Raw genomic sequence first — 24,856 nt, 5'->3', positions numbered from 1 at the left:
ACAAAGGAAAGTAAGGGAGGAACACCATGTATTCATCTATGATTTCATCGGCAAACACGATGGGGCAGATCCAGCAGCAGATGGACGGTATCTCCAACAATCTCGCGAATACGAACCGGACCGGCTACAAGCGGAGGGAAGCAAGCTTCTCGGAGCTGTTGTTCCAGCAAATGAACAATAATACAGCTCCGAACACTGAAGCCGGCCGCCTGACACCGCTCGGTCTCCGCTCCGGTGCAGGAGCTGCCATCGCGCAGACAGCGCTCCGCCTAGAGCACGGATCTCTGCAGGAGACCGGACGCGATCTTGATTTTGCATTAACCGAAAAGGGCTATTTTTTCCAGGTAGAGTCCATGAACAATCAAGGGGAAGCAGAAACTCAGTATACGAGAGACGGCTCCTTTTATTTAACGGAAAATCCGGACAACCCGGACACCTGGACGCTCGTCAATAATGAGGGAGACTATCTTCTTAACAATGACGGCGAAAGAATGAACGTACCCGGCACCGCAAGCAATTTTCAACTCGCAGATGACGGCACGTTGACCGCGGAAGTGGATGGGGAGGAAGCTGAGATCGGCCAGATTGAACTTGCCCGCGCCACTAAACCGCAGCTTCTCGAAGCAGTCGGAGGCAGCAATTTCCGCCTTCCGGACCTCGAAGCTCTTGATTTGGAGGAAGCGGATGTGATAGAGTTTGTAGCAGGTGAAAACAGTCGCATCATCCAAGGATCCTTAGAACAATCCAATGTGGATTTATCAAAAGAAATGACCGATCTGACTACAGCTCAGCGCAGTTATTCCTTTAATTCAAGGGCTCTCAGCCAGGGGGACCAAATGATGGGCTTGATTAACAGTATCCGCGGATAACAAGCTCCGCCACTGTAAAAATGGAGACCTCGTTATGACGAATAAAGAGCCGCATACAAGGCAGGAAAAGCGGGAAGAGAAAGAAGCAGCACAGCAGGAAGAAAAGAAGCCCTCTTTATTCCAACGACTGAAAGGCGAACGAGTCCGCCTTATTCCCATATGGGCCAGACTGCTCGTTATATCAGCCTGTCTGCTGATCAGCATTCTCGCAGGCCTGATCGTAGGCTATTCCATCATCGGAGACGGCGATTCCATCTTTCGCGTGATGAGCCCGGGCTCCTGGGACAGCCTCTTCGATTTTATGCATGGCGAATAATCCAAAGCGGGCTGTCTATGTCAGACAGCCCTTTTTTGCATGGTCTGGTGGACTGCTTCGGTGGAAACGTGGCTCGGGAGCGGGAAAAATGCCTGCTGGGAACGAAAAGGACCCCGCGCGGAGGAAACGCGCTCTGTAACACGTGAAACGCACTGCGCAGCGGTGGAAACCACCCGCGGAAACGGGGAAACGCCGGAGCAAGAGTGGAAAAGTCCCCGCATTGGGGGAAACCTTCATATGGCAGTGGAAATCGTCTCGCTTCGGTGGAAACGCGGCCCGCGGGCGGGAAAAGTGCCTGCTGGAAACGAAAAGAGCCGCGCGCGGAGGAAACGCGCACGGGAATGCGTGAAACCCACCGCTCACCAGTGGAAACCACCCGCGGAAATGGGGAAACGCCGGAGCAAGAGTGGAAAAGTCCCCACATTGGGGGAAACCCTGACTTGTCAGGGGAAATCGTCTCGCTTCGGTGGAAACGCGGCCCGCGGGCGGGAAAAGTGCCTGCTGGGAACGAAAAGGACCCCGCGCGGAGGAAACGCGCTCTGTAACACGTGAAACGCACTGCGCAGCGGTGGAAACCACCCGCGGAAACGGGGAAACCGCCCCAGCAAGAGTGTGAAAGTCCCCGCTCCGCAGCGGAAACATCTATATCAGCCATCGCCTTCACAATCCGGCACGCCATATGAATGAAAACCGTACACGCAAGCACACTACATAAGGAGGAATCATCCCCATGCTATCAATAGAAGAAATTAAAGAGATTATCCCGCACCGCTATCCATTTCTGCTTATCGACCGCATCACCGAGCTCGAGGTAGGCAAGCGCGCTGTCGGACTGAAAAATGTTTCGGCCAACGAGGACTTTTTCAACGGTCACTTCCCGGATTATCCCGTCATGCCGGGCGTACTTATCATTGAAGCACTGGCACAGACAGGCGCAGTCGCCATTCTCCAGGTGGAAGAGAATAAAGGTAAGATTGCTCTCTTTGCCGGAATTGAAAAATGCCGCTTCAAGTCCCAGGTGAAGCCTGGTGACCAGCTGACACTCGAAGTAGAAATCAGCCGCCTGCGAGGAAAAATCGGGAAAGGCCGCGGTATTGCGAGAGTAGGAGACACCGTCGCTGCTGAAACTGATCTTTTCTTCGCACTGCAGGACGCAGAAGAGTAACGGATAAGGAGGCACAATCATGAAATATATCCTGATCGCCGCAGTCGCTTTTATCTTTATCACGGCCTTCGGTTCCTTTTTTGGCACCGAAGATCCGAAAGCTGGAGACATTATCGCTCCGGTCGTCGGAACGGTTGTTTCCATCGGCCTGCTTATTGGCTTTCTTAAAGCAGAAAAACCAGCCAATACGAAAGACAATCCCAACTAGAAACCATGCCACACAGGACAAAAAAGCCGCCCGTGCCTAACCAGCACAGACGGTTTTTTTAAACCGATTATTCCTCTTCTTCTACATTTTCCTTTTCCTCAGGGTCCATCTCCTCTACGTCCCCGAACTCATCTTCCGTTTCTTCCATCTGCTCTTCCTGCCATTCCATCATTTCCTCTTCCGTAATGATGTCGTCATCACTTTCCGGCAGGCCGTACTCAAACGTGACGTCTTCATTGAAGTTGTCCATCGCCATGTCATAATCCACGCCAAACGACATCGTGCCGGCTTCCTCATCCTCGAAGCTTACATCAATGACGCCGGTGTCATAGACAACATGGTTATTTTCGTCAATGGCCTGCGTCATCTCAAAGGTTTCAAGATTCAGGCTTTCCAAAAATGAATCGAAATCTTCGTCCGCTTCCTCATTCAATGCCTCTGCTTGCGATGCAGATACGCCCATCGTTTCAGGGTTCTCTAACATTTCTTCAAGCTCCGGCCAGATTTTTTCTTCAAAAGTGTCCGAATAAGCTTCAAGATCCTCGTTTGTCAGTTCAAATGTAAGAAGGTGCTCGTACTCTATATCCTCCGGAACGGTTCCGTCATTTTCCACCAGCTCAAACTGCTCCGTTCCAAACTCATCGATAAACAGAGTGAAGATTTCACGGCTGAGCTCCTGCTGCTGTTCCACGTCCGTGAAGCCGCCGGAACCGCCATTGGCGAAGTTGTATTCAATGTACTTATCCTGCCACTCTTCCGGATAGCCAGAAAGCGCTGCATCCGCGATGTACTCGTAGCTCGCATCCTCTGTTACGATCGTTGGCATGACCATCGTTTCATCAAACGTCGGCATCTCCTGTTCAACAATCGTTTCCATGACGAACGGGTCGCTCTCATACGCGCCGCGGACCGCCATGTCCATGTTGGACATTTCCTCAAGCGCCGCCTGATCCTCCTCGGACAGCTCTTCATCCTCCGGTACCGGCATGTCCATAGACACTCCAATATTGCCGTCGAACGTATAGGATTCTAACCCAAGCTGAGTCTCAAATACATCATCGAGAAGCTGCACGATTTCTTCGTCACGCTCCACATCTTCATCCGAATCGTCTGAATCATCTTTTGAATAATCCATTGTTTTCGTTAAAAACGTTGCGAACTGATCGCGCTTTGTCGTATCTCTCGGCCCGAACAAATTTTCATCCTTATAGCCGGTCGTAATGTCAGCCTCGAGGATCGACGACACATAATCATACGCCCAGTGACCGCTGTCTACATCATCAAAATCAGAGCCGGACTCTGCGTCTGGAATATCATAGGCCTCCACCAGCACTTTGGCCGTTTGATCCCGTTTCAACGGCTGGTTGGCCATAAAGCTGCCGTCTCGTCCTTCCATAATTCCGGCTTCTGCCACCGCAGCTGCATACTTGTAATACGTATCACTCTCATCCAAATCATTAAACCCAGGATCCGGAGCATTCTCCGTGTCCAGCCCGAGCGCATTTGTAATCATAATCGCCGCATGGCCGCGCGTTACCGTATCACGCGGGGCAAAGGTCCCATTCTGCTTACCAGTCACAATCCCTTTTTCATACAAGCGTTCAATCGAATCCTTCGCCCATTGATCTTCCCCAACATCCGGGAAAGCCTGAGCACCGGCAGCAGCCGGGAATCCCAAAGAAGCCACCAGCGAAGCAGAAAGCGCTATTCCGGCAAATTTCTTCATAAAAAAAGCCTCCTCATATATGTAAAAATTAACCTCGGTTACCAGTATACATGCTCGCCACTCTCCAAGATATAATGAATTTCCAATTTTCTGCAAAAACCCTCCCATATCAATAGGAAAATATTATAAAGACTATTTTCATAAAAAATAAGTCTTTAGTTACGCTCACAAACAAGGGAGGGTCATTGAAAACCGTATGGCAGACAAACAGCAATTCTAATAGCTCACCCGAAATCAAAAAATATCTGGCAGATGATCACCTAAAACTAATGACGGAATGATCATTACAGACCATAATAAAAGAATCATTCTTCTCAACCCAACCTCCGCTCATAACGTACCCAATGGAAATGGCCGTCTCCGGAGGAAAAGATCTCGGAAGCGGGGAAAAGGAAAGCTCCCGCGAGAAAGCAGCCTCGTACTGTGGAAAGCGTCCGCGCAAGTATGGAAACGCTAACGGGAAGAGGGGAAACCGCTGCAGCCCGAGTGGAAAAGCTCTCCGCACAGGGGAAATCCTGACTTGCAAGTGGAAATCACCCGTTTCCGGTGGAAAAGGCCACGGAAGCGGGGAAAAGGAAAGCTCCCGCGAGAAAGCAGCCTCGTACGGTGGAAAGCGTCCGCGCAAGTGGGGAAACGCCAACGGGAAGAGGGGAAACCGCTGCAGCCCGAGTGGAAAAGACCTCGGAAGCGGGGAAAAGCTATCCGCTCGCATGCCAAAAGCACCATCCTGAGTCGACAAAAACCGTCAAATCCAGCGAAAAACGTTCTCTCCCAGTGAAAAAAGCTCACATTCACCGAACACCTGTTGTAATTGGATCACACGCTAAAATAATGACAAAAACCGTGACTATTTAACTAAATATGTTTCTATATAGTGAAAAATTCTGGCAAGTTAGACCATTTTTTTATACAATTAGATATACAAAATATGACACAAGTCACCAGTATCTCTAATGATCAGTTTCCCACGCTGCCTATTGTCGTCAATTTGAACTATGGAAAGGCTCATACTCCCGTCTGAGCCACAATAAAACCTGGGAGGGGAAACGTTTGCTCGATACAACAACACGTATGCAAAAGATCGTAGTAACATCGACCGCCGTAACTGGAGCCATAATAGCTGCTCCAATCGCCGCCGACGCCGCCCTCGGAGATGATACGCTCCGCGAAGGCTCAAGCAGTGATGACGTAAAGAAGCTGCAGGACCTGTTAACAGACAAAGGACATTATACATATCTCACTTCAACAGGTTACTTTGGTGAACGAACAAAGGAAGCAGTCAAGAGGTACCAGCGTGAACATAACTTGATGGTGGATGGCATCGCTGGTCCGCAGACTTTTGGTGTGCTTCTGACAGACAGCGGCAAGAGCACGTCATCGACGGCATCTTCAGAAAAAACAGTCAAGCTCGGCAGCTCTACGATTTTAAGAGTGGGCGACAAAAGCGATGAAGTCAAAGAACTGCAGCGCCAGCTCAAGAATCTTGGGCATTACAGCGGCGAGCTGAACAGCCAGTACGGCAGACAGCTCAGCGAGTCAGTCAAGAGCTTTCAGCGTGAGGAGAAAATTAAAGTCGACGGCATTGCCGGCCCGCAGACCTTTGCAGCCTTAAAGGGGGCAAGCCCCACAGCACCATCTTCATCGAGCAAAAGCTCCACTTTTAAAGTCCTCTCCAGCGGCGATCGCGGCAGTGAAGTTTCTTCACTTCAGCAACAGCTCAAGGATTTAGGGTTCTACAAAAAAGACGTGACCGGCATTTATGGACCGGACACGGAAAGCGCGGTGCGCAGCTTCCAGAGAGCGAACAGCATCAGCGGGGATGGACTGAGCGGTCCGCAGACCTTTAACAAGCTGGAAAACAATCCAAAAAAAGCGTCATCTGCTTCTTCCGGAAATTCAAGTTCATCGAACAGCTCAAGTTCCAGCGGCTCGACCCTGCGCTATCAATCACAGGGGCAGGACGTTACCGATCTGCAGAACCAGCTTAAACAGCTCGGGTTTATGAAAATGAATGCAACCGGTATTTTTGGGGATGTCACAGAAAAGGCAGTCCGCAGTTTTCAGAGTAAATATGGCTTAACAGTAGACGGCATTGCCGGCCCGCAGACCTTTGGAAAGCTAAAAGAAATGACCGGCAGTGGAAGCAGTAATAATTCCGGCTCTTCCTCGGAAAAGAAATCATCCTCCAACTCGAAGATCAATGTTACCAATCTTCTGGCAGATGCCGCGACGCATATGGGAACCCCTTATGTATGGGGAGGTACGTCCACATCAGGCTTTGACTGCAGCGGATTTATTCAATATGTGTTCCGGGACAACGGTGTATCCCTGCCGAGAACCGTGGCGCAGATGCATTCTACGGGAACAAGCATCAGCTCACCGCGGGTGGGGGATCTCGTCTTTTTCGAAACCTATACCTCCGGCCCGTCACATGCCGGTATTTATCTAGGAAACAATCAGTTTATCCACGCCGGTTCATCCACCGGGGTGACAGTGGCGAACATGACTTCAAGCTACTGGAAGGAAAGATATTTGGGAGCCAAACGTTATTTTTAAGCCAGTGTATGTGACCCTGCGCTATGCAGGGTCTTTTTTAAATAAAAAACCATTTCATAGTGAAAAACATAGTATACTAAAAGGGGAAACTAGATAACCGTGGGAGGTATCGAATGAAGCATGGAATAACGGGGATAGAAGCGCTTGAGTTATATCTGAAGCCAAAGGAAGTTCTGCAGGAAAAATGGGAAGTTGTATACAAAGAAATCGAGAAATGTCTAGATACGCTGTCAGATGACGAAATTGCCAATCAATCACACAAAGCGACGATTCATTATTACGTAAATTCAAGATACATCCACGTTTTCGTGAAACGAGCGTTCACGACCGACGTCATTCTTTTGTATTCAAAACTTTCTAACTATGAAAACCAGGAATGTCCGCTTGTCCTGATGGGGGTGCTGAACGAGCACGGCAAAACGGCAACACCCATCATCATGGAGCTGCTTGTCCTGTTAAAGCATAACTTCCCTAAAGGGACCTCAGTTAAAGGCTATATTCACCCGGATGAAGTCAAAAACGCTTACTACCGTTTGAAAATGCGCGGGCACAAAATCTAGCATACAGTATCTTCGTTATTTCTCATCAAACACAGTGACAATAATCTCCGCCAGCTTCTCTTTATCGTCCTCATCAAGTGGAATATGATCAAACACAAGCGTTTCCGTCGCAAGAATCTCCCTCAGGTTTTTCGGTCTCGGTGCACTGGAAAAGTATGCATTTTTCTTATCCGTAAAACCGGCTAGATAGTCCGGGGTCACGTCAAGCACCTTCGCAAGCTTATATACACTGATAATATCAGGACCATGTCCTCTGAAAGTACGATAAGCAGGCAGGCGAAGCCAGCGCTGCAGCTTTTTTGTGTCTATTTTTGTGCGGACCGCGAGCGTATTTATCGTCCACTCGCTTGCGCCGATGAGCTCATTCATCCGCTCTGCAAACACATCCTCTGAGATATGGATAGGCTTCTCACTTTTCATTTCACTCGGAGCATAGCCGGCGAGTCGCAGCATTTCTTCTGGCACCACACCTTCAAGCCCATCCATCAAGGCAAACACCACTTCCCTGGAAGGATGCTTCGTATCCTTTTCTATCATCGATATGTAAGAATAGCTGATCCCGGTCTTTCTGCCAAAATCCCTCAATGACAAATTATTACGCAGCCTCATCTCATATAAATAACTTCCAAATGTCCGCTTTTTCATCTTTACTCCCCTATATGCATATTTTACCACTCGTTCGTATTCTATAATATTACATTGTTAACTAAAAGTAAACAATACATTTCCCATGAGTCAAACCTCCTTCCCATGCTAAAATATGATGAAAGAGGAGGGGCATGCACATGCTACTATCAAATGAAGACAAAAAACACCTGCTCAAACTGCTGGCCCGCGACAAGCACCGACTATTTCACTCCGAGAAAGAACGGGCAAAATCAAAAGAACTGCACGAAAAAATAAAACAAACACTCCGCAACGAAAACATTAACAAAGACCATAAATAAACAACCAACATAACACAACATGATTATTAACATGTTTACAAAAACCAACGCACCACAACGGGCTAATTCAGGCGCTTTAGTCGAGAGCGGTGGAAAAAGCAACTCAATAAGGGAAACCGCCCTGTCTCGGTGGAAACGCTCCCAGCTTCGGTGGAAACCCTCCACTTGCGCGTGAAATCGCCCCGCATCGGTAGAAATAAGACTCGGAAGCGGGAAACAGTAAGCGCGCCGTGGAAAACGCCAATCCCCTCCGCCAAAGCCGCCGCCCCCATCAGCCCAGCACTCCACCAGCCAGCCCTTCCTAACAAACAAAAAGGCATGGACCCGGCCGCAGTCGGACGTCCATGCCTAATCTTTTCTCTACTCCTCCTGCAAATGCTCACCAAGCTGATGCATCACCTTAGCAAATTGTGCCCGCGTGAGCGGAGCGCCAGGGCGGAAGGAGTCCCCGTACCCCTGCACAATCCCTGCTTCCTCCAGATACAATATCGCCAGCTGGCCATTTGTATCTTCATTCACATCCACAAACCGCTCCGAGTCCGCATCAACGGAGCCCAGGTCCAAATCAAAAGCATTTTCTACAATCGAAGCCATCTGCCCGCGCGTAATTGGACGGTTCGGCTGAAAGGTTCCGTCCGGATAGCCACGCAGAATCCCTTCCTCGACCGCATAGCCAATATAGCCGGCTGCATAAAACTCTTCACTGACATCACGGAACTGTCCGTCAAAGCCATCCTCATCCCACTGCAGCAGACGGCCGACCATGGCAACCGCCTGGGCGCGCCGTACGGATTCATTCGGCTTATAAAAACCGTCACTTCCGTTTATAACGCCGCGTGAGGAAAGCTCGCGGATTTCAGTCACCGCCCAGTAGTCATCGCTCACGTCAGCAAACGAAGGCGGATCATCCAGACGCTCTGGCCAGGTAAACGCACCCTCCGGCTCGTCCTCTCCTAAATCAACAGTCATCTCAACCTTGTCGCTGCGACGAGACTCCATGCCGTCAATATCGACCGCACTTACTTCATATTCATACGTGCCCGGCTTGACATCCTTTTCTTTATAAAGCTTGCCGTTCTTGACTTCCTCTACAAGCTCACCATCGCGGTACACCCGGTGCGCGGCAGCATCCTCATTGCGCTCCCAGAACAAATACAAATCCGCACTTGTGCCGTCCTCGCTGTAAACAACCTCGCCTTCGACTCCTGCTGGGCGGGCAGGACCGTCCTCATCCGGCACCGGCTCTTCATCCTCGATCGGCTCTTCTTCCACCTCGCCATTATCTAAATCAGCATCCTCATCATCCGACGATCCGCCATCCAGCAGACTTCCGTCTCCATCTAACGAAGGAATCTGCAGCAGGCCGTAGCCGTAGCGTTTATCGCGGCCATCTGCCCCGAGATCGACCGCGTTCTCCTGCAGAAGCGTCCTCAGCTGAGCGCCGCTTGCATCCGGGTACGCCTCCATCAGCACCGCAAAGGTTCCGGCTACAAATGGGGTCGCCATCGAGGTTCCGCTCAGCGGTCCGTAGCTCGAACCTTTATATGTACTTACAATATCCACGCCAGGTGCCACAAGCTCCACCTCATCGCCTGCGGCAGAAAACGATGCCCGTTTATTGTTTTCATCAACAGCACCGACTGCCACCACCGAATCATAACGCGCAGGAAATTCAACGCGGTTGCTGTCCTCCGGTGCTTCCCCGCGGTTACCCGCTGCCGCTGCAACTATGACGCCTTCGTCATACGCTTCATCGAGCATCGCTTTCATCGTGCTCGAATCGGTCAACGTACCAAAGCTCATATTAATGACGTCCACGTCCTGCTCAATCGCCCATTCAAGACCGCTGATGACGCGGCTGAGTGAGCCGTTGCCTTCTTCATCAAGCACCTTTACGGCATGCAGATCAGCATCCGGTGCGATTCCAACAAGCCCGGCGTCCTCCTGATCCGCAGCTAAAATTCCGGCCGCATGTGTGCCATGGCCATTATCGTCATCGTATGAATCCGTGTACGAGACCGCGGAAAATCCATCAACCACCGAAAGCGACGGATGCGTTGTGGAAATACCTGTATCTACAACTGCCACATCGATGCCTTCTCCGGAAAATCCGGCATCCCAGGCAGACGGCGCACCGACATGCTCGAGTCCCCAGTTGCGGAGATTATCCGGCGCACGGACCGCTACCTCCTGATCCCGCTCGACATAGCGAACCCCATCCGATGACGAGAGCTCTGCTGCTTCTGAGTCCGTCAGCTGCACCTCGGCCGCCCGGACACTGTCCCACACATCGCCGACCACTCCGCCGGCATCCTCTACAGCACGGACGTCCACATCCCCATCAAACCCTACCAAATACGAGGCGTCCTCTTCGGCCTCCGAGACCGCCGCAGCCGACGCAGGAACAAGCCCAGCTACAAACAACCCCGCGGCCAGCACTGCCGCCGGCCACCTAACCAATCGATCCATCACATCACCCTCCAGCACGCCAATCTATCAACACATACCATCTATATTACAGAAACATTTTAAAAAAACCCAACCAAATATAGTAAATTCATAGATTAATGATGATCGGACTATTCCGATGTATAGATTCACAGATTTCTAGACGTACAAATTTCCAAATTCGTATCAACTTCCCATGCAAAGCTCATCTGATCCAGCAACGCAGTATTACTTTTTTAAAAAAACGTCTTAATGTTGCCAATAGATGTCATCTTAGTAGGGTAAGCTGAACCATATACACAACACAAAGGAGGACATACAATGAATGTGGAAGTCATCCCTTTTCTCTCATTAAACGGACAGGGCGCCCAGGCGATTGCATTTTATGAAAACTATTTACATGCAAACGTATTATTCAAAAAAACGTACAAAGACATGGTGGAAATCGATCCGGACTTTGCATACGAGGAAGGCAAAGACGACTATATTGTCCATTCGGTGCTGCAAATCGGCCACAACAAAATCATGATCGCCGAAGAAGAAATGGATCCAAGCCGTCCCTGGCAACTAAGCAACAGCTCCTCCTTATGTATCCAATCCAGGGATTACACTGCCATGAACGCACTTTACCACCAACTCATCTCCCACCATCAAGTCGAGATCCTGGCACCCTTTGAAAAAAATGCCTTCAGTCCAGGGTACGGCATCATCCGCGATCCATTCGGCATCATCATCCAGCTGGCGGTCACGAGGCACGACTTTTAAGAGGCGGACCTACCTTTGTAAAAAAATGTACCAAATAATGTTTAACACCGGCATATCCAGGAAATACTAGAATTATAGAGAAAAAGTAACAAACCCATACACCCACCCCCCTTGAGGTGTCCATTTCTCTGTAAAAACGTCAGCATCACGAATACCCGCGCGCACCCATTGGGCCGCCCCCGCCCATGAATGCCGTGCGCGCCGGCATCATAACATACAAAAAAAGACCCGCCCCCCAGCGAGTCTTTTCAAAAACTATTTATCTCTTAATCAAGTGCTCTATCAAGAAAGACAGAGAAATGGGCGCGTGTTGTTTCATCTTCCGGATTAAACGCTCCGTCAGAACCAGTCGTAATACCGGCACCAGCCAACGCCTGAATTTCAGAATGATACTGGTGACCTTCCCCTACATCAGAGAAGCTTTCGCTTGAAGACTGTCCTTCGAGATCAAACGCACGGTAAAGAATCAATGCCATATGCTGACGACTCAGCTTTTCATTCGGCATAAACTTCCCATCATCCCCTGTGAACAACCCAGCATCGCTGACCGCTTTAATCGCACCAGCGTGCTCATTCCCAGAAGACACATCAGAATACTCAGAAGACGTGCTGCTTGTATCAAGATCAAAAGCTCTTGCCAGCATTGTAGCTGTCTGTGCTCTCGAAATCTTCTTATTCGGACGGAAGCGATCATCGCTGTATCCTTTAACGATTCCATCTTTTCCTAAGTCCGTAATGCTGTCATATGCCCAGAAACTAGACTTCACATCATGATACTCCCCATCCGGAAGCGGCTCATATTCCTCGGACTTGACTCCACTGTCACTGCTGCTGCCAGAACTAGAAGAATCATCAATCACCCGTTTGGCACCAATGTATTTGCTGCCCCAGTAATAAGGATCATCTACACTTGCAATTGAAACACCCTTGGAAGAAGAAGAATGAATGAAATCTCCTCCACCTATGTAAATACCATTATGTGAAACTCCAGAACCAGATGTGTTAAAGAAAACTAAGTCACCTTTTTTAAGATTACTCTTCGAAACCGAATTTCCTTCTCCGTACTGCTGGCTTGATGACCTCGGAAGATCAACACCTGCCTGCTTAAACGCATATCTTGTAAAACCAGAGCAATCAAATCCACTTGTCGAAGTTCCGCCGTACTTATAAGGCGTCCCCATCACACTTTTCCCTGCGGAAATCACCTCATCCGCTGTACTGCCTGCACTCGCCGCCCCCGGCTGAAACGCAAACGCGGAAAAAATCAAAACAAACCCAAGTAAAAACGCTAAACCTTTTCTGACCACGAATGGCCACCCCTCTTTCTAAGAATGTATTTGTAAAAGAACTCAAAACCTTACGAATTAAAATTATGTATAACCTACTGCATCGAAAACTGTAATTAGATAATAGAACCATGTAAGTAGAATCATTGTTGTCCCTGAACACAATTCATAGTCTAGCACGGAAAAACCAGCTCTGATTTTACAGTTCTGTAACAACACAAAGACAAACTGATACAAAACTCCCTAAAATTCTTGAGAAATTGTCTCGACACCGGGACTGATATTACAGAAATTCCGACAAATTCACCCATCCGCGTCCCGTCCTCTAAAATAATCTCCGTGTAACATTCCCGTAACATAACGGCTGTTGTAATAAAATCGTAATATAATATCCTGTAACTTTTTTAATTCAGCTGCCATTCACTTTATTGAACAGCCTCCCATTACTATAGAAGAAACTAAATAAATCACTGAAAAATAGCTAATCCCCAGATTAAGAAAAAGTGAAGCCTTCCATAAAAACACGCTGCAGATCGAATAGTATGCTTCAATAAAACGAGAGTAAGACAAATTTCATAGTAATGCGTCTGCCTGCATTCGCTTACATAACAGGAAAAGATGCAGTAAGGAATAGGACTTACCTATATATTTGCTAAATAAAACCAAGAAAAGGGTAGAATTTACTCGAACCATAAGGTAAACTGAATTCATGGCTGCAAAAGTAAAACCTTTGAACTAATAGTTTTCACTTTTAAAGTGAAACCATGACAATTGACTTTAATTAAATAGTCACGGTATAATGACTTTTGCAGGATTAACAAATATTACTAAATTCTAGTTTACTAGACTTTCGACCCTCAATTCCGATGACCCGACACGATCGTTGAGGAACCGCGGAGCGAAAATCTCTGAAAACTAGAAACAAGTATTCTGTCAAAACTAAGACAGAATGCTCAATATAAGGAGGAAGATTTGTACATGGCATACCAACCTAAGTCTTACCGCAAGTTTCTCGCAACATCCGTATCTGCAGCAGTAGTCGCAACGACGTTTGGTGCAGTTACTCCAGTGGACGTCCAGCATGCGGACGCAGCTGAAAACTTCAGCGACGTTGCAAACGATAACACCCACTCTGGTGCAATTCAGCGTCTATCCGATCAAGGAATTATCAAGGGATACGAGGATGGTACATACAAGCCGGCTAACGCGATCAGCCGCGGACAGATTGCAGAATTGATGGTTCGTGCGTTTAACCTGGAAGTCGATGAAAACGCAACTTCCACGTACGATGACCTTAGTGATACTGCATACGGCACTCCATATGCAATGGCAGTGACAGATGCAGGCTACATGACAGGAAGCAGCAACGGTACAATGTTTAATGCGCAGGAGAATCTCTCCCGTGAACAGATGGCTACTATTCTCGTTCGTGCATTTGGACTTGAAAAAATTGACGGCGTTGACAGCGGTGTAGAAGACCTCGAAGAAGCACACCCAACTCACCGCGATAACGTGGAAATCCTTGGACAGTATGAGGTTACTTCCACTCCAGACGGCATGTTCCGCCCGCAGGAATCTGTAAGCCGTTCTCAGTTTGCCACCTTCCTTGAACGTGCGCTTGCGATTGAATATACACAAACAGAAGGCATTTCCGGTATTGAAACAGTCGATACCAATACAGTAGACATAAGCTTCAGCAGAGAACTCAGTGAAGATGAAGTATCTGCAGAAGATTTCGCATTCAGCAACGGCCTCGAAGTGTTCGACGCAGAGATCATTGATGCAGAAGATTCTGAAGTGAGCACTTCTGATACAGAAACGGTCGTTCGTCTGACTACCTCTGATCAAGAGCCGGGCATCTCTTACGACCTTATCTATAAAGACAAGCTCACAACGTGGGATCTTATAGGAGCAGAAGATGATTCTGAAGACCCTGATGAATCAGCAATTGAAGAAGCTGAGCAGGCAATCGCAGACCTGCCTGAAGAAATCACACTTGAAGATGCAGAAGCAGTAATGGAAGCGCGTGAACTCGTGGAAGCAGTTCTTGAAATGGACGAAGATGCTGAAATCGAAGGACTTGATACACTCGTTGAAGCAGAAGAAACAATCGCAGCGCTCACAGCTGAAATGGCTGCAGAAGAAGCCATCACAGAGCTTCCTGAGGAAATTACCCTTGAAGATGCAGATGAAGTAGAAGCAGTACGTGAACTGGTTGACGCAGCACTTGAATTGAACGAAGAAGCTGAAATCGAAGGCCTCGATACACTTGTAGAAGCAGAAGAAGCAATCGCTGCAATGCAAGAGGAAATGGAAGCAATTGAAGCTGCAACAGAAGCTGTAGAAACTGCTGAAGAAAGCCTGCTCGAAGAAGATCTGGAAGATGCTCAAGAGCTGGTGGATGAGCTTTCTGACTCTGACGAGAAAATCCTTTTGGGAGCCCGTCTTGATGACGTACAGGATGCAATTGACGTTATTATTGCAGAAGTGAACGATGCTTCTGGAGAGCTTGCTCTATTTAGAGCGCTTGATCAGGCTCCATTTGAGAATGTAAATGAAGATCTCATTGGCGAGTATTTTGATGGTATTGAAGACGTAGATTTTGAGACTATCTCTGCCATTCAGGATGTAATTGATGACGTTAACGACGCGCAATTTACAGAGGTAGTGACTGATGCGAAAGGCGCGGTAACCGCTGTAGAAGATTTAGATATTACGGAGACTGATGAAGACGACTTTAATGAAGCTGTAGAAGCTGCTCAAGAAGCAATTGACGCTCTACCGGCAGATTATATGGAAGAAGATGAAGATACTCCATTGGCTGAGCAGCTTCAAGCGGACCTTGATGAGCAAGTAGAATTGTTTGAGAACTATACTAATGTTGTATGGCCAGTGATTGACGCCGAAGAAAATGGTACTGAGCTTCAACTATTGAATGCTCTTTCTTCCTTCGATAATGTGAATGAGTCTCATATTGATGACTATGAATTTGCAGGTTCCGTAACTCTTGATGATGTTCAGTATGAGATTGACTTCACAAATGCTGAAAACGCACTTGAGACTTTCGAAGTTGATTCGGAAACTACCCAAGAGGACCTTGATGAGCTTCAAGCAATGATTGACCTGCTTCATATTGATACGGACGAAGATGGCGAATTGGCCCCTACAGAGGAAGAGCAGGAACTAATAGATGCCTTAGCTGATCTTCAGGGAGAACTCGACGCCTTAAATGACGCAGCTGCAGGTCTTGCAGAAGCAGTTGCTGATGCAGAAGCTGCACAGGAAGCGTACCTTGAAGCTGGTGGAGAAGACGATGATGATGAGTATTTAGCTGTGGAAGCGGCACTTGAGGGCGCAGAAGAAGCTGATGAAGATTCTGTTGAGGCATTAATTGATGCTACCACTGCACTTGAAACGGCAACAACGGAACTAAATGACGCTACAGATGATCTGAATTCTCTTGCAGAAGCCATTGAAAATGCAGAAGCAGCTCAAGAAGCTTATATCGCAGCTGGTGGAGATGATGAAGAAGACGTCTATACAAACGTAACTGTTGCGATTAATGCAGAAGATGAAGATGAAATTGAATCTACTACAGAAGCCCTGGAAGAAGCTACGGAAGAAATTATTCTTGTAGATAGTCTTAATAGTGCTGAAACGGCAGAAGAGCTTGCCCCATTACTAGTCGAGCTAGACAACGATACGTATAATAATTTGTCTAGTCAGCAGAGATTAGAAGTCGCTGATTGGTCATTGGAAGTAATCGCAGAAGGTGAATTCACTTCTAGCGCTGACGTTAGCGACGCTCTCTTTAATGGTGAGGGTGAAGAAGACACAGGAGTCATTGTTGACTATCTAGCTGCAATTAATGAAGTAAACGACGCAGGCACGATTAGTGCAACAGATCAAGCTCTGGAAGACCTTGACATTGAAGAATATAATTCTCTATCTGCTAGTGCCCAGCTAGTTGCTGCAGAAAATGTTCTTAATAATAAGCCTGATGATGGTTATACTTCCATCTCTCAAATCGTTGACAACTTTTAAGTTATTGGTTTATCTATAAGGAGAAGCCAGCCAATTTTGGCTGGCTTCTTTCCATACATACTACATTTTGGAGCGGATGATATGAATTCTATTAAATATATAGAGGGGACAGTGGCAGAACCGTGGGGCCAGATTTCTCCCATAATAAAAGAGTTAAACATAACCTCTACCTCTTACATGAGTCCTGGCGTACTTTATCAATCCTTTCTGGGGCGATACGACTCTCTCATCGAAAAAGAAGAGATATCAAATGAAGAAATAGAGGAAGTACGACAAATCGTAAAGCGGCTGCCTGAAGACACTGAGGAATATGGTATGTGTTTATTCCAATTTCGTAAGCTAAAGAGAAAAAATAGAGAGAAACCTGTTATCAAGGAAGAGAGCACGGAAGATTACTTAATTAGTCAAAAGCATGAGAGATTTATAAATGCAGGAGCGAAAGGCAGAAAATGGGTCACTAATCGTTTATCTGATAAAAACAACGACAGTATAATGGAAGAAACTAGTTCTTTATTGAATTCTTTAAAGGACATGGTTACTGAATTAAGGTTCCAGGATAAGCCAAATCATGTACTAGTTTTATTAGAGAAATTAGATGTTAGATTTGAGAATGAAAAAGTAACAAAACAAGTCGCAGCCCGGTGGGTCAGCGAAGATACAAGCAATATTGGTAATTTAACTCAAGTGCATCAGATGGTAAATTCAATCGCAGAAGAAATTCCGCCAGAGGATGTTATAGAAACGACGATAGATGAAAATAAGCTGAACTATTCAACTAAGTCTTAAATACTCTTTGCATGCATTTTACCGAAGAAAATTCGAGAAATGTGTGCATTTTTGTAATTATAGGAACAAAAGACCTATAGATTCCGACAAAATTCTTCCCGAAATAAATTATTTTTCCCATGCCGTTCTGTTTCTGTGCTATAATTTTACATAGTTTGTCTAAATGTTAAACGAAATTTGAATATTTGAAATATACACTCGTGGAGGATGAATATGGAAGAGACGATTAGTTTGCAGGAAATTTTTCAAACGCTGCGTAAGCGTTTGGGAATGATCGTTGGAATTACCGCTTTAGCTGTCATAGCTGCCGCAATCATTAGTTTTTTTATATTAACACCAACCTATGAAAGCGAAACTCAAATCCTCGTCAGCCAACAGGCGAATCAACAAGCAGAGTCCTTAGAGGAAGCAGGATTTTCACAGGACCAGGATTATATCGAGACATATAACCTTATATTAACAAGTCCTTACATATTAAACCAGGTGGGTGATGAGCTTGGTATGTCGGACATGGAAAACCTCAGAGACAAAATTACAGTCACACAGGAAGGCGAGTCGCAATTAGTCACGCTTACTGTCCAGGATCCTGATCCAGCACAGGCAGCTGATATTGCCAATACCACTGCTTCTGTATTTGAAAGAGAAATTACTGAACTGTTAAATGTAGATAACGTCGTCATCATTGCAGAAGGAGCAGTGGAGGATTCACCTGTTTCGCCTAATGCCATGCTGAATATGGCTATCGCATTCGTCGTCGGGATAATGGCGGCAGTCGGCCTGGCATTCCTGCTTGAATTTCTTGATACGACCTATCGGAGTGAAGAAGATGTGGAGAAAGAGCTGGAACTGCCACTGCTTGGCAGCGTGCCTTTCATTGATCCTGCTAATACACAGGACGTTAAGCAGGCGGATGATACTTCTGAGTCCTACAGCAATCATGAAGTGAGAGGGCGTGAGAGAATTGGCTCGTAAAAAGAAAACAGGCAACAATGAACGACGTAACCTTGTCACCTGGACAGATCCAAAATCACCGGTGTCCGAACAGTACCGGACGATCCGCACAAATATCCAGTATGCATCAGTAGATAATAAGGTGCAGCTGCTGCTGATTACATCACCAGGACCGGGGGAAGGGAAGTCCACTACGGTCGCAAACCTTGCCGTTACGATGGCGCAGCAGGGAAAACGGACGTTAATTATTGATGCAGATCTCAGAAAGCCAACTGTACATTACACGTTCCGTTCCATGAATACAATCGGCCTTACCAATCTGCTTATTCATCAGTCCGGATTTAAGGAAGTTGTACAGGAAACAGAGATTGATAATCTCGAAATTATGTCCAGCGGTCCAGTGCCGCCGAACCCGGCAGAGCTTCTCAGCACGAAAAAAATGGAGCAGGTTATTAATGAAGCGAAACAAATCTACGACATCATTATCTTTGATGCACCGCCGGTGATTCCAGTCACAGATGCACAGGTGCTCGCATCTGCGTGTGATGGCTGCATTCTTGTCGTAAAAGCCGGACAGACCGATAAGCAGGACGGTCAGAAAGCAAAGGAGCTGCTTGAAAAAGCAAAAGCGAATCTATTAGGAACGATACTAAACCAGCGTAAATCTCTAAATAAACAGTACTACTATTACTATGGAAAAACATAAGAAACAAGGAGCGCCCGGGAAAAAGATTAGAAGTTTATCTTTTTCTCGGTTTTTTGATTCACAAATAGATTTTTAGTGATATGATAAATTGTAAGGTAGTACCAATTACTTAGGAAAGTGAGTTAAAACAACGTGAAAAAATTCTTACTTATTTTTGGCATTATTATGGGAGTAGTAATAATAGGAGCAGCAGGATATGGATATTACTTATATGACTCCGTAGCAGATACAGCAAGTAACATGCATGAACCAGTACAGCGGGAGAGTGCAGATCGGGATGGGGCTGAAAGAGCTGATGCTTCTTCAGAGGAAGAGTCCCCTCTATCATTTCTCATTATGGGTGTCGATAATAGAGAAAATGATAATGGAAGAACCGACACGATGATCGTACTTACGGTGAATCCCGAGCAGGAATCAATGAAAATGGTCAGCATTCCGCGGGACACGAGAACGGAAATCGTAGGAAGAGGAATGGATGATAAAATAAATCATGCGTATGCCTTTGGCGGTCCGGCTATGGCGATGGATACGGTGGAAAATTTCTTAGATATCCCGATTGATTATTTCGTCACGATTAATATGGAAGGCTTTCAGGAAATAGTAGATTCAGTTGATGGAGTCACCGTTAATAATCCGTTTGCCTTCCAGGATAATGGCTATACCTTTGAAGAAGGAGATATTGATCTCGACGGGGAAGAAGCATTAACGTATGTGCGGATGAGAAAAGAAGATCCTCAGGGTGACTTTGGCAGAAACACGCGGCAGCGCCAGGTCGTGGAACAGGTAATTCGTGAAGGGGCGCAGATCTCTTCCATTACCCGTGTCGGCTCTATGCTGGAGGCGCTAGGAAATAATGTCCGCACGAATATGTCTTTTGATAATATGAAGGATGTCCAGGGGGATTACCGCTCGGCACGACATAACATGGACACGTTAGAGATTACCGGGCAGGACAATACGATAGACGGCATCTATTATTTAGAGGTATCAGCTGATGAAAAAGAACGAATTTCTAATGAGCTGCGAGAGCACATGGACTTAAGTTAATGAGAAGTTAGAGCCAGACCTTCCCTATGCTTGTAGGAAGGTCTGGCTTTTTTCATACGAAATAATGACAAAATACTACTCATTATATAGGTAATATGTTTGAAAAGTGTCGGGGGAAGTTTAGTTATGCCTATATATGTGGTAATCTGAGAACATGGAAGAATAGTACATTCTTATCGATTTAAAAGAGGAGGCCGCCATGATAGATATACATACCCATATTTTACCGGGAGTTGATGATGGCCCCCAAACGATGGAAGAAAGTATTGCTCTTGCGAAAGCAGCCGAAGAAGAAGGAATACATACGATTGTGGCGACACCTCATCACCGCAACGGGGCCTTCGATAATCCCGGCGCAACTGTAACTTCGCTTGTGCAATATATAAATGAAAGTTTAAAAGAACTACATATAAACGTTACCGTTTTACCGGGGCAGGAAAACAGGATAAATGGCGACCTGATTGAAGAATTAGAAAATGGTACGGCCATTTCGGTCAATAACAGTCGCTATGTATTGGTGGAATTCTCTTCTGTGCATATACCTAATTACACGAAGCAGCTCTTTTTCGACCTGCAGCTGCATGGATATACACCGGTGATCGTTCATCCGGAGCGTAACCAAACCTTTCTGGAAAGGCCTGATGAACTATACCACCTCGTCAAAGCCGGTGCCATTACACAAATTACAGCTCACTGTCTCACAGGCAGAATTGATAAAAAAACGAGTCAGTTCGCCAGACAGCTAGTAGAGCACAACCTTACCCACGTTATCTCTTCTGATGCTCATAATGTCGAATGGCGTCCTTTTGATCTCAATGAGGCTTACCAAATTCTTAAGAACGAATTCGGCAGCGATGTAAGTCACACATTTCACACCAATGCGAAATGCATCGTGGAAAATAAAAATGTGTTAATAGATCCTCCCCAGCACATAAAGAAAAAGAAATTTTTATGGTTATTTTGATTTTATTTTTTTATTATTTTTCAGATAATTACTAATATATTAACTTATTGACACTAAAGACTCATGGCAGTAAAATAGGAAAGTATCAGAAAAAATTGGTTTTTTTTGGAATAATTATAGACTCAGGACGTAAGTATTTTTATGTAATCTGTCCTAGAAAAGTATTGCATCTATATCTGTTAGGAAAATGCGAAAGAGGAGGACAGCCAGTGACGTACGGAAAAAGACTGATGTTATTAATGGGCGTGGATACTTTTATTGTCACAGTTGCGGTGTTTATTGGCGGCTATCTTATCTATAATACGGATTATATTAATTCACCAATTATATTTACTAGCTCTATCACACTTGTAATTTCACACCACATATTTGCTCATTTTTTTAAATTGTATAAACGTGTCTGGCAGTACGCGAGTATCAGTGAGCTGACGGAGATATTCAAAGGAGTAACGCTTTCCATTGCAAGTACCGCACTTATGCAAATGTTATTCTTTAACACTTTACACAGCAGAACGATACTTATTACCTGGATGCTTCATATTCTCCTCATAGGGGGTTCCCGCTTTGCGTGGAGGATGTACCGGGATACATATATGAAACCGCAATTGAACAAAAAAAGATCGCTTATTATTGGGGCTGGCAACGCAGGTTGTATGGTTGCACGGCAGATGCTTAAAAGCAACGGGAGTGAACTGCAGCCTGTGGCTTTTGTTGATGATGATATAGCAAAGTTGCAATTGGAAATTATGGGAATCCCTGTGGAAGGCTCAATAAACAACACGGAAGATATTGTAAAAAAACAAAATATAGAACATATTATAATAGCTATACCCTCTTTATCGCAATCTGAACTTACAAGAATTTACGATATTTGTAAAAAAACTAAAATTAAAACTCAAATTCTTCCTATGTTAGAAGACCTCCTTACAGGTAAAGTCTCTGTTAACCAGTTCCGTGATGTACAGGTTGAAGATCTCTTAGGTAGGGAACCTGTCGAGCTCGACCTAAATGGAATATCTGATTACATTACTGGTAAGACAATCCTTATCTCCGGTGCAGGAGGTTCAATTGGATCAGAAATTTCTAGACAAGTAGCTCGATTTGAGCCAAAACGCATTCTACTTCTAGGCCATGGAGAGAATAGTATTTACGATATTGAAATGAATTTAAAAAAACGAAACGTAATATCTGAAATTGTTACAGAAATCTCAGATATTAAAGATGCGAATAAAATGTTAAGCATCTTTAGACGTGAAAAACCAGAAGTCGTTTTCCATGCTGCAGCACATAAGCATGTACCACTAATGGAAAGGAATCCTGAAGAAGCAGTTAAAAATAATGTAATAGGAACTAAAAACTTGGCTGAGGCAGCAAATAAATTTGGAACAAAAACATTTGTTATGATTTCAAGTGACAAAGCTGTTAACCCTACTAGTGTCATGGGTGCGACAAAGCGTCTAGCCGAAATAATAGTCCAAAACATGGATCAATCAAGTAGCACCAACTTCGTCTCAGTTCGCTTTGGTAATGTTTTAGGAAGTCGAGGCAGTGTTATCCCCCTTTTCAAAGATCAGATCCAAAGCGGAGGCCCTGTTACCGTCACTCATCCTGACATGACCCGATACTTTATGACAATTCCTGAGGCTTCCCGGCTCGTTATACAAGCAGGAGCATTAGCAAAAGGTGGGGAAATTTTTGTGTTAGATATGGGTGAACCGGTTAAAATAATTGACCTTGCAAAGAATTTAATTCAACTATCAGGGTATAAAATCGATGATATTGGAGTTCAATTCTCCGGCATACGTCCAGGAGAGAAGATGTATGAAGAACTCCTAAAAGAAAATGAAGTTTATCCTAAACAAATTCATCCAAAAATTTATGTTGGAAAAACTCCGGAAATTCATATTGATTACATCAAGGAAATATTAGATGAACATTCCTACTTATCAACCATAGAATTGAAGGAAAGGTTACTAAACTTAGGAAATTTAAAAGAAGTGGAAGAAAAGACTTTAAGTAATGCGCGATAATTTTTTAATAGAATACTAGTATATTATCATTATTATATGGAGTAAAAAAATGACCTTGTTTAAGAATATTAGTTGGTACACGATAGGTACGATAATAATTCAATTAATTGGTTTATTATTAAATGTTATCCTAGCAAGAATGCTTAATCCAGAAATATTTGGAGTAGCCAGTATTGCTAGTACAGTAATACTTTTTTGCTTTATAGTCCAAGAGGCAGGGTTAAATGCATCAATAATACAAAATAAAAAAATTGACGACTTAACAATATCTGCTACCTTTCTTTTAAATATTTTATTATCTATTTGTTTATGTATTGTGATTATTATTGTAGCACCTCTTTTGGCAAATTTCTATGGTATGCCACAATTAAAAGAGGTACTCTATTTTTCTATTATAGGTATCTTATTAGCATCTTTTGGATTGTGTGCAAAAGGGTTGGTGATGAGATCCAGAGCGTTTAAAAAACTTACTATAATAGAATTGATTTCAGAAATAATTGTCTTTTTCTTAACTTTTTTAGTACTGCATTTCTCCTCTGGAGTTTTGGCTATTTGCACAAGAGTTATATTCAGACCAGTATTTCATACCATTTTATTGCTATCCTTGAATAGAAGAAATTACTTAAAAAAGTTGCCTAACAAACAAACATATAAAGAGATAATTCCCTTCAGTCTAAATGTTCTTGGTAGTAGAATCTTAGAATTTTTTAAAAATCATGTGGACTATTTATTAATTGGTTTATTATTAGGTGCTAGTAGTTTAGGGATTTATACGATAGCTTTTCAATGGAGCACACTTGTGAAATTTTATATTGGGGGAACAATAGCTAAAGTCTTATTTCCAGAAATCTCTCGTTTGCAGGAAGATTCTATAAAGTTAAAAAAATTATTTGTGAATATAACTGAAAAAGTTACATTTATTATGTATCCACTTTGTTTAGGGCTTTATTCAATATCAGAAGAATTTGTAATTATATTGTATGGTGAAGATTGGAAAGAATCAGCGAATATATTGAAAGTGTTAATTATAGCAGGAGTTATCGCAGCCTTTAGTCATATAACTACTAGATTTTTACAAGGAATTGGAAAACCTGCAATAGACTTTTACAACAAAATTATATCTTTTACAACTCTTGTTATTGTCATAATAATAGGTTCTAATTTCGGATTAACTGGAGTTGCGTTTGCAATTTTAATTAATACCATTATTTTTGATTTCTATTTATTGAAAAGGTTACTAAATCAACTTAATAGTAATTTTAAATTGTTTTATCAATCTATTAAAATAAATTTAATTAACTCAATAATTATGACTGTATTAATTTTATTATTAAAGCCAACTATTATTAACTTTATCTCAAATAAATACGCTATTTTAGCAGTATTAATAATTCTAGGAATAATAATTTATTTTATACTAACATTTTTATTTAATAGGAAGTTAGTAAATTCAATGATAAATAAAATAAAAACTGTTTAAGG

General features: G+C 44.5%; 22 protein-coding genes. 18 read left to right on the top strand and 4 right to left on the bottom strand.

The features are described 5' to 3' along the window. Nucleotides 1-26: 26 nt before the first annotated feature. The 5 genes from ACE4RR_RS12760 (at nucleotide 27) to ACE4RR_RS12740 (ending at nucleotide 2,558) form a co-directional block, all read left to right on the top strand. Nucleotides 27-869 (top strand): flagellar hook-basal body protein, encoded by an 843-nt coding sequence (locus tag ACE4RR_RS12760; protein WP_375535809.1) that lies wholly within the window; start codon nucleotides 27-29, stop codon nucleotides 867-869. Between the two features lie 34 nt (nucleotides 870-903). Continuing rightward, nucleotides 904-1,185, top strand: coding sequence for a DNA-directed RNA polymerase subunit beta (locus tag ACE4RR_RS12755; RefSeq protein WP_375535808.1), 282 nt, complete (start codon nucleotides 904-906; stop codon nucleotides 1,183-1,185). A 203-nt stretch (nucleotides 1,186-1,388) separates the two neighbouring features. Next, a complete protein-coding gene (locus ACE4RR_RS12750; protein WP_375535807.1) occupies nucleotides 1,389-1,730 on the top strand; it encodes a hypothetical protein in 342 nt (113 codons plus the stop codon). Between the two features lie 185 nt (nucleotides 1,731-1,915). Continuing rightward, complete coding sequence (gene fabZ, locus ACE4RR_RS12745) at nucleotides 1,916-2,350, top strand: 3-hydroxyacyl-ACP dehydratase FabZ (protein WP_375535806.1); 435 nt, start codon at nucleotides 1,916-1,918, stop codon at nucleotides 2,348-2,350. Nucleotides 2,351-2,369: 19 nt separating this feature from the next. Next, nucleotides 2,370-2,558 carry a hypothetical protein gene (locus tag ACE4RR_RS12740; RefSeq protein WP_375535805.1) on the top strand — a complete coding sequence of 63 codons (189 nt, stop codon included), beginning with the start codon at nucleotides 2,370-2,372 and terminating at the stop codon, nucleotides 2,556-2,558. A 67-nt stretch (nucleotides 2,559-2,625) separates the two neighbouring features. Here ACE4RR_RS12740 and ACE4RR_RS12735 read toward each other — a convergent pair whose 3' ends face one another. After that, nucleotides 2,626-4,284, bottom strand: a complete 1,659-nt coding sequence (locus ACE4RR_RS12735; RefSeq protein ID WP_375535804.1) for an S-layer homology domain-containing protein — start codon at nucleotides 4,282-4,284, stop codon at nucleotides 2,626-2,628. A gap of 344 nt (nucleotides 4,285-4,628) precedes the next feature. On the opposite strand from ACE4RR_RS12735, the gene ACE4RR_RS12730 reads away from it, so the two are divergent. The 3 genes from ACE4RR_RS12730 to ACE4RR_RS12720 all read left to right on the top strand — a co-directional run bounded on the left by ACE4RR_RS12730 (nucleotide 4,629) and on the right by ACE4RR_RS12720 (nucleotide 7,400). Further along, nucleotides 4,629-5,015, top strand: coding sequence for a hypothetical protein (locus tag ACE4RR_RS12730; RefSeq protein WP_375535803.1), 387 nt, complete (start codon nucleotides 4,629-4,631; stop codon nucleotides 5,013-5,015). Nucleotides 5,016-5,334: 319 nt separating this feature from the next. Next, nucleotides 5,335-6,840 carry a C40 family peptidase gene (locus ACE4RR_RS12725; protein WP_375535802.1) on the top strand — a complete coding sequence of 502 codons (1,506 nt, stop codon included), beginning with the start codon at nucleotides 5,335-5,337 and terminating at the stop codon, nucleotides 6,838-6,840. 113 nt (nucleotides 6,841-6,953) lie between these two features. Next, nucleotides 6,954-7,400 (top strand): hypothetical protein, encoded by a 447-nt coding sequence (locus tag ACE4RR_RS12720; RefSeq protein WP_375535801.1) that lies wholly within the window; start codon nucleotides 6,954-6,956, stop codon nucleotides 7,398-7,400. A gap of 15 nt (nucleotides 7,401-7,415) precedes the next feature. On the opposite strand, the gene ACE4RR_RS12715 is transcribed toward ACE4RR_RS12720, so the two are convergent. Beyond that, nucleotides 7,416-8,045, bottom strand: coding sequence for a helix-turn-helix domain-containing protein (locus tag ACE4RR_RS12715; RefSeq protein ID WP_375535800.1), 630 nt, complete (start codon nucleotides 8,043-8,045; stop codon nucleotides 7,416-7,418). 140 nt (nucleotides 8,046-8,185) lie between these two features. Here ACE4RR_RS12715 and ACE4RR_RS12710 point away from each other — a divergent pair, with 140 nt between their 5' ends. Beyond that, nucleotides 8,186-8,347 (top strand): hypothetical protein, encoded by a 162-nt coding sequence (locus ACE4RR_RS12710; RefSeq protein ID WP_375535799.1) that lies wholly within the window; start codon nucleotides 8,186-8,188, stop codon nucleotides 8,345-8,347. Between the two features lie 360 nt (nucleotides 8,348-8,707). Here the strand turns inward: ACE4RR_RS12710 and ACE4RR_RS12705 are convergent, their stop codons facing one another. Continuing rightward, nucleotides 8,708-10,816 carry a S8 family serine peptidase gene (locus ACE4RR_RS12705; RefSeq protein WP_375535798.1) on the bottom strand — a complete coding sequence of 703 codons (2,109 nt, stop codon included), beginning with the start codon at nucleotides 10,814-10,816 and terminating at the stop codon, nucleotides 8,708-8,710. A 300-nt stretch (nucleotides 10,817-11,116) separates the two neighbouring features. Here ACE4RR_RS12705 and ACE4RR_RS12700 point away from each other — a divergent pair, with 300 nt between their 5' ends. Beyond that, nucleotides 11,117-11,560 carry a VOC family protein gene (locus ACE4RR_RS12700; protein ID WP_375535797.1) on the top strand — a complete coding sequence of 148 codons (444 nt, stop codon included), beginning with the start codon at nucleotides 11,117-11,119 and terminating at the stop codon, nucleotides 11,558-11,560. 266 nt (nucleotides 11,561-11,826) lie between these two features. On the opposite strand, the gene ACE4RR_RS12695 is transcribed toward ACE4RR_RS12700, so the two are convergent. Continuing rightward, on the bottom strand, nucleotides 11,827-12,867 hold the full coding sequence (locus ACE4RR_RS12695; RefSeq protein WP_375535796.1) for a C40 family peptidase: 1,041 nt from the start codon (nucleotides 12,865-12,867) through the stop codon (nucleotides 11,827-11,829). Between the two features lie 957 nt (nucleotides 12,868-13,824). Here ACE4RR_RS12695 and ACE4RR_RS12690 point away from each other — a divergent pair. From ACE4RR_RS12690 to ACE4RR_RS12655, 8 genes are all read left to right on the top strand, one after another. Next, nucleotides 13,825-16,890 (top strand): S-layer homology domain-containing protein, encoded by a 3,066-nt coding sequence (locus ACE4RR_RS12690; protein WP_375535795.1) that lies wholly within the window; start codon nucleotides 13,825-13,827, stop codon nucleotides 16,888-16,890. An 81-nt stretch (nucleotides 16,891-16,971) separates the two neighbouring features. After that, nucleotides 16,972-17,676 carry a hypothetical protein gene (locus ACE4RR_RS12685; RefSeq protein ID WP_375535794.1) on the top strand — a complete coding sequence of 235 codons (705 nt, stop codon included), beginning with the start codon at nucleotides 16,972-16,974 and terminating at the stop codon, nucleotides 17,674-17,676. Nucleotides 17,677-17,889: 213 nt separating this feature from the next. Next, the gene (locus tag ACE4RR_RS12680) at nucleotides 17,890-18,648 is read left to right on the top strand and encodes a YveK family protein (protein ID WP_375535793.1); all 759 of its coding nucleotides are present in this window, start codon (nucleotides 17,890-17,892) and stop codon (nucleotides 18,646-18,648) included. Then, nucleotides 18,638-19,333 (top strand): CpsD/CapB family tyrosine-protein kinase, encoded by a 696-nt coding sequence (locus tag ACE4RR_RS12675; protein ID WP_375535792.1) that lies wholly within the window; start codon nucleotides 18,638-18,640, stop codon nucleotides 19,331-19,333. Before ACE4RR_RS12680 ends, ACE4RR_RS12675 begins: the two co-directional genes overlap by 11 nt. A 132-nt stretch (nucleotides 19,334-19,465) precedes the next feature. Continuing rightward, the gene (locus ACE4RR_RS12670) at nucleotides 19,466-20,380 is read left to right on the top strand and encodes an LCP family glycopolymer transferase (protein ID WP_375535791.1); all 915 of its coding nucleotides are present in this window, start codon (nucleotides 19,466-19,468) and stop codon (nucleotides 20,378-20,380) included. A gap of 199 nt (nucleotides 20,381-20,579) precedes the next feature. Beyond that, a complete protein-coding gene (locus ACE4RR_RS12665; protein ID WP_375535790.1) occupies nucleotides 20,580-21,344 on the top strand; it encodes a tyrosine-protein phosphatase in 765 nt (254 codons plus the stop codon). A gap of 209 nt (nucleotides 21,345-21,553) precedes the next feature. Then, complete coding sequence (locus tag ACE4RR_RS12660) at nucleotides 21,554-23,374, top strand: polysaccharide biosynthesis protein (RefSeq protein ID WP_375535789.1); 1,821 nt, start codon at nucleotides 21,554-21,556, stop codon at nucleotides 23,372-23,374. Between the two features lie 49 nt (nucleotides 23,375-23,423). After that, the gene (locus ACE4RR_RS12655) at nucleotides 23,424-24,854 is read left to right on the top strand and encodes an oligosaccharide flippase family protein (protein ID WP_375535788.1); all 1,431 of its coding nucleotides are present in this window, start codon (nucleotides 23,424-23,426) and stop codon (nucleotides 24,852-24,854) included. Nucleotides 24,855-24,856 lie beyond the last annotated feature (2 nt).

The organism is Alteribacillus sp. HJP-4, assembly GCF_042139015.1.
Classification (GTDB): Bacteria; Bacillota; Bacilli; order Bacillales; family Marinococcaceae; genus JBHIKY01.
The sequence above is the reverse complement of the archived record's forward strand: the minus strand, read 5'-3'. Positions and strand labels throughout refer to the sequence as shown.